The sequence below is a fragment of the Psychrobacter sp. bablab_jr014 genome, assembly GCF_016464015.1.
Classification (GTDB): Bacteria; Pseudomonadota; Gammaproteobacteria; order Pseudomonadales; family Moraxellaceae; genus Psychrobacter.
The window spans coordinates 70,391-78,343 of sequence record NZ_JACDXT010000029.1; the positions used below are offsets into that span (position 1 = coordinate 70,391).

7 protein-coding genes are annotated in these 7,953 nt (G+C 47.7%); 2 read left to right on the plus strand and 5 right to left on the minus strand.

Translation table 11 applies throughout. The features are described 5' to 3' along the window. The first annotated feature begins 244 nt into the window (after nucleotides 1-244). Nucleotides 245-1,369, plus strand: coding sequence for a glycosyltransferase (locus JIE71_RS07830; protein WP_199508175.1), 1,125 nt, complete (start codon nucleotides 245-247; stop codon nucleotides 1,367-1,369). On the opposite strand, the gene JIE71_RS07835 is transcribed toward JIE71_RS07830, so the two are convergent. From JIE71_RS07835 to JIE71_RS07855, 5 genes are all read right to left on the minus strand, one after another. Next, nucleotides 1,366-2,223, minus strand: coding sequence for a hypothetical protein (locus JIE71_RS07835; protein ID WP_199508176.1), 858 nt, complete (start codon nucleotides 2,221-2,223; stop codon nucleotides 1,366-1,368). The genes JIE71_RS07830 and JIE71_RS07835 overlap by 4 nt on opposite strands. Nucleotides 2,224-2,321: 98 nt before the next feature. Further along, the gene (locus tag JIE71_RS07840) at nucleotides 2,322-3,104 is read right to left on the minus strand and encodes a glycosyltransferase (protein ID WP_199508177.1); all 783 of its coding nucleotides are present in this window, start codon (nucleotides 3,102-3,104) and stop codon (nucleotides 2,322-2,324) included. Between the two features lie 83 nt (nucleotides 3,105-3,187). Continuing rightward, the gene (locus tag JIE71_RS07845) at nucleotides 3,188-4,111 is read right to left on the minus strand and encodes a lysophospholipid acyltransferase family protein (protein ID WP_199508178.1); all 924 of its coding nucleotides are present in this window, start codon (nucleotides 4,109-4,111) and stop codon (nucleotides 3,188-3,190) included. 20 nt (nucleotides 4,112-4,131) lie between these two features. Next, nucleotides 4,132-5,958, minus strand: coding sequence for an aspartate--tRNA ligase (gene aspS, locus JIE71_RS07850; RefSeq protein ID WP_199508179.1), 1,827 nt, complete (start codon nucleotides 5,956-5,958; stop codon nucleotides 4,132-4,134). 338 nt (nucleotides 5,959-6,296) lie between these two features. Beyond that, complete coding sequence (locus JIE71_RS07855; RefSeq protein ID WP_199508180.1) at nucleotides 6,297-6,455, minus strand: hypothetical protein; 159 nt, start codon at nucleotides 6,453-6,455, stop codon at nucleotides 6,297-6,299. Between JIE71_RS07855 and sohB the strand changes: the two genes are divergently transcribed. Next, the gene (gene sohB / locus JIE71_RS07860; protein WP_199508181.1) at nucleotides 6,444-7,412 is read left to right on the plus strand and encodes a protease SohB; all 969 of its coding nucleotides are present in this window, start codon (nucleotides 6,444-6,446) and stop codon (nucleotides 7,410-7,412) included. The two genes, JIE71_RS07855 and sohB, sit on opposite strands and share 12 nt — an antisense overlap. Nucleotides 7,413-7,953 lie beyond the last annotated feature (541 nt).

A 7,953-nucleotide genomic window follows, 5' to 3' on the forward strand; every position in this document is an offset into this window, starting at 1 on the left:
AAACGATGCAAAGACGAACATCATCTAGGCCTGCTATGATATTTACTGATACCTGTATTGGCAAGGGCTAACTGAATTATAAAATCAGTAATGCGCATGATTTTGCTATCGGCAAGGTAGTAAGCTAAGGCGGTATTCTAACGAGTAAAGCAAATGAGACTAGCATAAAAAGCCAAAATGCTGCAAACATGATGAATATGCATACCGTCTAAGACTGTCATTCAAAAACCAAGTTGAGATATCCATGCCCACAATTCTATTTATTTTAAAAGCGCTTGAAGGTCGAGGTGCTGAGCGGATGGTGACCACATTAGCCAGTGCGTATGTAAAAATGGGTCATAGCGTGCATGTCTTATGTTTGGAAGCCACACAAGATATGCCGCTGGGTACCGATATTCACTATCACCTCGTACCCTATGACGAAGTGTTTGCTGAGCAGAATTTTGCGTCAGAATCCAAGCAGGCACAGGCTTATAAGGCAGTCGCTCAACGTATCGATGATTATGTGCGAAGTCACATAGGCGCGCCAGATCTGATATTGGCAAATATTTATAAAGTAAACTGGATGATGGCATACAGTCGATTGCCCAATATCATAAATGTGCTGCATACCGCGCTATCTAAGCAGTTCGAGCAGCAGTTATTGGATATGCCAGCGCAGACGATACAACACTTACGCATGGTGTATGGCGCGCATCCTTGTAGCTGTGTCAGCGATGGTGCGCGTAACGATTTACTGGCGCTATTAGGGGACATCACACAAACGACGACCATCTATAACCCGTGCGATGCTGCTTGGATTCAGAGCCAAGCTTTACTAACACCACGTATCGAATCGTTTGGTTTGAGAGACAAACAATATATTGTCCATGTGGCGTCATTCGATACCATGAAGGGCCATCGAGATTTATTGCACGCTTATGCAAAGACAGCACGGACATTGCCATTGGTATTGATCGGTAAGGGCAGGCTCGAAGGAGAAATAAAGGCGCTTGCACGCCAGCTGAATATCAGTCGTGATGTGATATTTTTGGGTTTCCAGAGCAATCCTTATCCCTTTATAGCGTCAGCGGCATTGCTGGTACTGACGTCCAAATTTGAAGGTTTTGGCTATGTCATCGTCGAGGCGCAAGCGCTTGGTGCACCTGTCATCAGTACCGACTGTCCTTTTGGCCCAAAGGAGCTGCTACCACCTGAGAACTTAGTGGCGGTTGGAGATATTGATGGTTTAGCGGGGCTTATAGACAAAGCAGCGAACGCTTGCAGTCGTTATACCGTACCACTCAATCAAGAGCTCTTGCCTACAGTTATCGCTCAGCAATACGTCGCGTTTGCTCTATCAGCGAAAGCATCGAGTGATAAAGGCTAAATAGTATCAAACAAATTTTTTGAGACAGGCGAGTGGTTGATGACATTGACGCCATGCGCCTTATACGTTTTGCCCAATAAATTAAAAGAAGGCACGATACGCTCGTTCATGACTTTATTGAGGGTCGTCGGAACGCGGTTGCTGTTATTTTCATAAAACCGCGGTTGATCACTGTTGAGTAAATCAATGCCGTATAGATGAATGGTGGCAGCGTGGCGGGAGAAAGCAAGCTGCGTAGCGACGTAGGCCACCGTACCTGCCTCTACAAACCCATGCGTAATGTTAAGAGATACCCCAATCTCCGCGGTGCTATGACGGCTTTCGATAACAAAGTTTGGATGGTTGATAAAGTAAGACAACGGCTTTTTTTTATTAAGCCGTTTTTTGTTAAAGATAAGCTTATTAGATGAGAACTTATTTGCTTTCACGCCCCACGGTCGATCCACGGGATACAGCACCCGCATGGCATGATGATAGGCACGTATCACATCAGGATAAGTGGTTGCCATCGCTTCAAAAACCGCAAGCGTGGCATATAAAGGTTGACCACGATAATGCTGACGCAAAATCTTAGGTTGGTGATGGATAAAGTGCGCATCGCTGATGACATAACCTGCAATATGTTCAAAATCGTGATGCTCAGTAAGACTGATGCTACCATTGACAAAAATAGTGGGCGTGTCTAATAGCCCTGAAAATGGCAATTGTTTGATCGAGGGACCTGAGGCGATGATATTAACGTGCTGTCCAAATAAGCTTTGCTCTGCTTCATTGGCGTTAAATGCTTTGATGACAATAATTTCATCATCAATATGGAATCCAGCCGTGGCTGGTAATCTTAAATATAACGCCATAGCTTATTCCAGTCGTTAATCGCAAATATTTAATACCTTAATACATCACCTTTATCTGTTCTAACTGCTTTCTTAATTATCTAAACACAACCAAATGTTTATTGCCAGTACGCTTTAAGCCACGGGCTGGGCTTGACATGACGATACCACTTACCGCCGCCGCCTTCGATGGCATCGGGTGGATTAATCTCCCCATGAAAAATAACAATCTTCGCGCCTGCTGGCAGCTTTGGCGCTTGCACAAAATTCAGCGGCGTTGGTGGCAGGCATTGATACTTAAAGCTGACGCACCACGTCTTGTCCCAATACTCTAAGTGATGATGCTCACGCAAATAGTTGGACAGGTAGGCTTGCTCATGGCGTACTTGCGTACGAATGGTGGCAAAGTTTTCTTCAAAATTAGACAGCAGATTCGGATACGTATTCATACCGATATTAAAGCGGTACACCGAGCTGTTTCCAATCATACGCCATGGCTTTTTCCAGTCGCGAATAATGACCACGCTGTCATCATGCTCGGCTTGGTAAGTAAAGAAGCAATCGATATTGTCCGTAATCACAATATCAATATCTAAAAACAGCGCCACGCCTTTTAAGTCGTACAGCTCAGGCTTAAAGGTGGTCAGTTTTTTCCAGCCGCGCTCAGGCCCTGCAGGTAAATCCATCTCAGGAATCGGGTAGCACTGCACGCGCTCATCAATGCCGCTGCTGTCATCGGTTAGGCACACCATCTGAAAATCGAGCGTCAGATGACGGCTGACCATGTGATACAGTCTGTTGACGTATTCTGCGCCGTATTTGCTGCCCCATTTCATACAGATGACATAGCGCTGGGTGTCGCTTGGGTGGGTCGATTCAGAGGTTGGGGAGTGGATTGCCATGATACTCTCGTATTGCTGTCGTAATGCCAAAAATGATGGCTAAGCTTACCATGGTAGCCTAAGAATATACAGTACCCGTGCAGTTACGATGAGTGGTGCGACTCACGCTGTTTTTTGATGAACGCTTCTAGCTTGTCTGGATCAGCACGGTAGGGGTTACCAAGCTCAGGCACATGCTTAAAGCGGCGATAGCCCCACATATAATGACTAAAATGCGGCTCAATAACCTGCTGCATGGCGGTATTCAGCGCTGTGGTAGAGACATTGGCATCGCGTGCGTATAAATCAGGGTCATTGAATTCATAACAATAAATATCAAAACCTTGAGCGTCTTCGCGGCGGATACAGGCCAAGCCAACCAACGCGCACTTGGTCTTGCTGGCAAGTTTGGATGCAAGGGTGCTGGTCAGTGTCTCAACCCCAAAAAACGGCACAATAACGCCACCTGAAGGGTCGGGCACATGATCAGGCAAAATAATGCTAAAGCCGCCTGCTTTTAAGGTTTTAAAAATGGCTTTGACGCCGCTACTGTCGGTTGGGACGAGCGTTGCATTAAGCTGACTGCGCCCATGCAGCATAAATTCGTCCATCTTACCGCTTTTGGCGGGTTTATACAGAATGGTCGGTGCGCCAAATTGGTTCAGCCACGCGTTCATTATCTCCCACGTACCGAGGTGCGGGACGATAGCGAGCATGCCGTGTGGGTTGTTTAAGGCGTCTTTGAGGAGGTGCTCATTATGCACGGTATGGATTTGGGCGATGCTCCACTGTGGGGGCATTGCCCAGCTTTTGATAGATTCGACGGTACTTAAGCATTGATTTTGGACAATCTCACGTACCATGCGCTTAGACGTATCGGCATGTATGCTATCAATGAGGCGCATGTTTAGGCGAATGCTACGCACCAAACTGACCTCAGGCAGCCAAACAATCAGTAAGGCGACCAGTCGCGCCACTGCCTGTAATACAGACAGTGGCACATATTTAAACCAATGATAGCCGTTCATGCGAATCGTACTTGTGCCAATTACTGGGCAGGACGGTTGCTGTCCGCTTGTGCTTTTTCGCGCACACGGATGCCCAGCTCACGTAGTTGCTTGGTATCGACTTCGGCAGGCGCTTGGGTCAATGGACAATCGGCGGTTTTGGTTTTTGGGAACGCAATCACGTCACGGATAGAGCTTGCACCAACCATCAACATAATCAAACGATCCAAACCAAATGCCAAGCCACCGTGCGGCGGCGCACCGAATTTTAGCGCGTCAAGTAAGAAGCTGAACTTGTCAGCGGCTTCTTGTTCATCGATGCCTAGCGCATCGAATACCGCTTGCTGCATGTCGATGGTGTTGATACGCAAGCTACCGCCGCCAATTTCTGTACCGTTTAGTACCATATCATAGGCGATAGACAGGGCTTCGGCGGGGTTGTTTTTCAGCTCATCGACTGAGCCTTTTGGCTTGGTGAACGGATGGTGCATTGAGGTCCACTGACCGTCGTCCGTTTCTTCAAACATTGGGAAGTCAGTCACCCATAGCGGTGCCCACTCGCAGTCGACCATGTCTAGGTCAAGACCGATTTTTTGGCGTAGTGCGCCCATCGCGTCATTGACAATGCGTGCTTTGTCCGCGCCAAAGAAGATGATGTCGCCATCGGTCGCTTCGGTACGCTCAACAAGGCTGACCAGTACGTCATCGCTCATGTTTTTGATGATGGGCGACTGTAGACCTGAGTCTTTGTCCACGCCGTTGTTGATGTTGCTTGCGTCATTGACTTTAATGTATGCCAAGCCACGTGCGCCATAGATGCCCACAAACTTGGTGTACTCGTCGATTTGCTTACGGCTCAAGGCGCTGCCACCAGGGATACGTAGCGCCGCAACACGACCTTTTGCATCGTTTGCAGGACCCGCAAAGACTTTAAAGTCTACATCTTTCATCAAGTCAGCGACGTCAATCAGCTTTAGCGGAATACGCAAATCAGGCTTGTCAGACGCATAGTCACGCATGGCTTCGGCGTAGGTCATACGCGGGAAATCAGCAAGCTCAACGTCCAGCATGGTCTTAAACAAATGCTTAATTAAGCCTTCGTTAATGTCCATGATTTCTTCTTCATTTAAGAAAGACGTCTCGATATCCACCTGCGTGAACTCTGGCTGACGGTCAGCGCGCAAGTCTTCATCACGGAAGCACTTAGCGATTTGGTAATAACGGTCAAAGCCTGACACCATAAGCAGCTGCTTGAACAGCTGTGGCGACTGGGGTAGGGCAAAGAAGTTACCTGGACGGGTACGTGATGGCACGAGATAATCACGCGCACCTTCTGGTGTCGCACGCGTCAAAATCGGCGTCTCAACATCCAAAAAGCCGTGGTCGTCTAAGTAACGACGGATTGCCGACGTTGCCTTGGCGCGGAATACCATACGCTCTTGCATTTGCGGACGGCGCATATCAAGATAGCGGTATTTTAGGCGCAAATCTTCAGAGTAGGTTGCATTGTCATCATTGAGTGGGAACGGCGGCGTTTCTGATTTTGCCAGCACTTCGATGTCTTTACCGAGCAGCTCAACTTGACCACTGGTCATGTTTGCGTTTTCAGTCCCTTCATAACGGCGACGCACGCGTCCTGTGATTTTTAGTACGTATTCAGGACGTGCCGCATCGGCAGTGGCGAACGCTTCGGGCGTGTCTGGGTCAACCACTACCTGCAAGATGCCAGCGCGGTCACGCATATCCAAAAAAATCACCCCACCGTGGTCACGGCGACGGTGTACCCAGCCGACGATAGTAATGGTTTGTTCTAGCAAGCTTTCGGTTACAGCTCCGCAGTATTCGTCTCGGTATTCACTGTGCATCATAGGAGTATCCAGTTCTTAGCCCAATTCAAAGTATTAAAATGTAACAATTCAACTCAGTATCTCAATGCAGACCTGAGTGCTGTGGTTATTGGTCATTGCGCTGGCGTCCTTGACCATAAGGCAGCTGGTCACCATCGCTATATTGACATCATTGACACGCTTGCTTTACTGTGGCGTATTGCCCGAATAAATAGGCAGTACCAACAGGGGCAACCGACAAAACAATAACGCACAAAACGCGATGATGACTCAACCTCACCGCGTTCGCTGCATAAAAAATTGTGTAAAGGCACATTATGCCTAATGTGCTTTTGTTATACAACTCTCCGCGCACAATCCTAGGACAATAAGCCTGCAATCCTCATGACCAAGCGCTCAGCATCGGCTGAAGTCACGATAATGGCGTGATTAAGGATAATAAAGGCAAAGCGCGCCGAGTCTATAACCACCAATCGCGGCACATTGATGATAATTAAGGAACATTCATGCTTTTTCAACCCGCAAAAACGCCAACCGAGCTAAAAATCAAGCACCTAAACAAAGCGCAAGACGAGCGACGTCACGCACTGCTTGAGGCAACTCAAGGCAAAGCCGCCATCAAACAGCTCAAAAAACGCATGGCAAAAAAAGCCAAAAAAGTGCTCAAAGACAGCAACAAAAGTAAACATAAAGACCAGCAAGTCTTTGTCCTAGACTTTGATGGCGATATCAAAGCCAGCGCTGTCAAGCACCTACGCGAAGAGATCAGCAGTATCATCAGTAGCGCCAAAAAAGGCGATGAAGTCGTTATTCGCCTAGAGTCCCCAGGCGGCATGGTACATGGCTACGGACTTGCCGCCGCGCAGCTGGTGCGCCTAAAAGACGCGGGTCTAACTCTGACCGTCTGCGTGGACAAAGTTGCTGCCAGTGGCGGGTATATGATGGCGTGCGTGGCGGATAAAATCATCGCTGCACCCTTTGCTGTCGTTGGCTCTATCGGGGTGGTGTCGCAGTTGCCCAACTTTCATAAATGGCTAAAAAAACATGACGTGGACTACGAAATGTTTACCGCAGGCGACTACAAACGTACCGTGACCATGTTCGGCGAAAATGACGACGAAGACCGCGCCAAGTATCAGTCTGAGATTGAGCAGACGCACCAGCTGTTCAAGCACTTTGTCACCACTTACCGCCCACAGCTGGACTTGGATAAAGTCGCCACAGGCGAGCATTGGTACGGTGAAGACGCGCTCAAGCTCAAACTGGTCGATACCTTGCAAACCTCGGACAGCTATATCCTATCGCGCATGGCGTCCAACCAAGTCTACGCGCTCTACTCACAGAAAAAGCCCACCCTCGCTGAAAAGCTGGGACTGACACAAGCGGCAGAAGCCACGCTACAGATGGCGGCGGACAAACTGCCTGATCTTTTGGCGCAGATTGAATCAAAGCGTTTGGATAAGTTGTTGAAGTAAAGGTAGTAGATAGGAAATAGTCGAAAAGCCTTACTGTAGAGTAGGGCTTTTTTCTATTTTATCGATATAAAGTGTAACTATCCCTTTTTACAGACACTCATTTTTGAAAATTATAAGGCAGTTGTTCTGAAAAAAATATTAATTACGACGGTATGTCGATGTCAGTGGTCAGTGCAAGGTTTTCACTCAGTTTTCACCCAGTACTATTGTACCGCTCATAGATAATCGCTATTATCTTAGGCACAGTCATGCTAAAGATACCGATGGTAGGCTAGGCGGGCTGTGGCATCGTTTGTTTCGAGAACAATTAGGGCGTGTTGACCATTCGACCATGGCACTGACAGCGACTATTTTTTAGGCGATTCGAGGTTAAAAATAATAAGTTTAGTCATTCTAAGCTTTTATTTTTAACGATGAAGCGGCAAAAAAGAGTCCTGTCCCCTGCTTTTATCGTTGGGGCTGATGCTAAAATTGCCCCATACTGCGTTACAAATCTCGCTAAGACATCTGCATTATCGTCGCTTTGCGCCTTGTCTGGAAC

Excerpts from the sequence above, each read along its gene's own strand:
- JIE71_RS07830 (WP_199508175.1), top strand. The coding sequence starts at position 245 with ATGCCCACAATTCTATTTATTTTAAAAGCGCTTGAAGGTCGAGGTGCT.
- JIE71_RS07835 (WP_199508176.1), bottom strand. The coding sequence starts at position 2,223 with ATGGCGTTATATTTAAGATTACCAGCCACGGCTGGATTCCATATTGAT.
- JIE71_RS07840 (WP_199508177.1), bottom strand. The coding sequence starts at position 3,104 with ATGGCAATCCACTCCCCAACCTCTGAATCGACCCACCCAAGCGACACC.
- JIE71_RS07845 (WP_199508178.1), bottom strand. The coding sequence starts at position 4,111 with ATGAACGGCTATCATTGGTTTAAATATGTGCCACTGTCTGTATTACAG.
- aspS (WP_199508179.1), bottom strand. The coding sequence starts at position 5,958 with ATGATGCACAGTGAATACCGAGACGAATACTGCGGAGCTGTAACCGAA.
- sohB (WP_199508181.1), top strand. The coding sequence starts at position 6,444 with ATGCTTTTTCAACCCGCAAAAACGCCAACCGAGCTAAAAATCAAGCAC.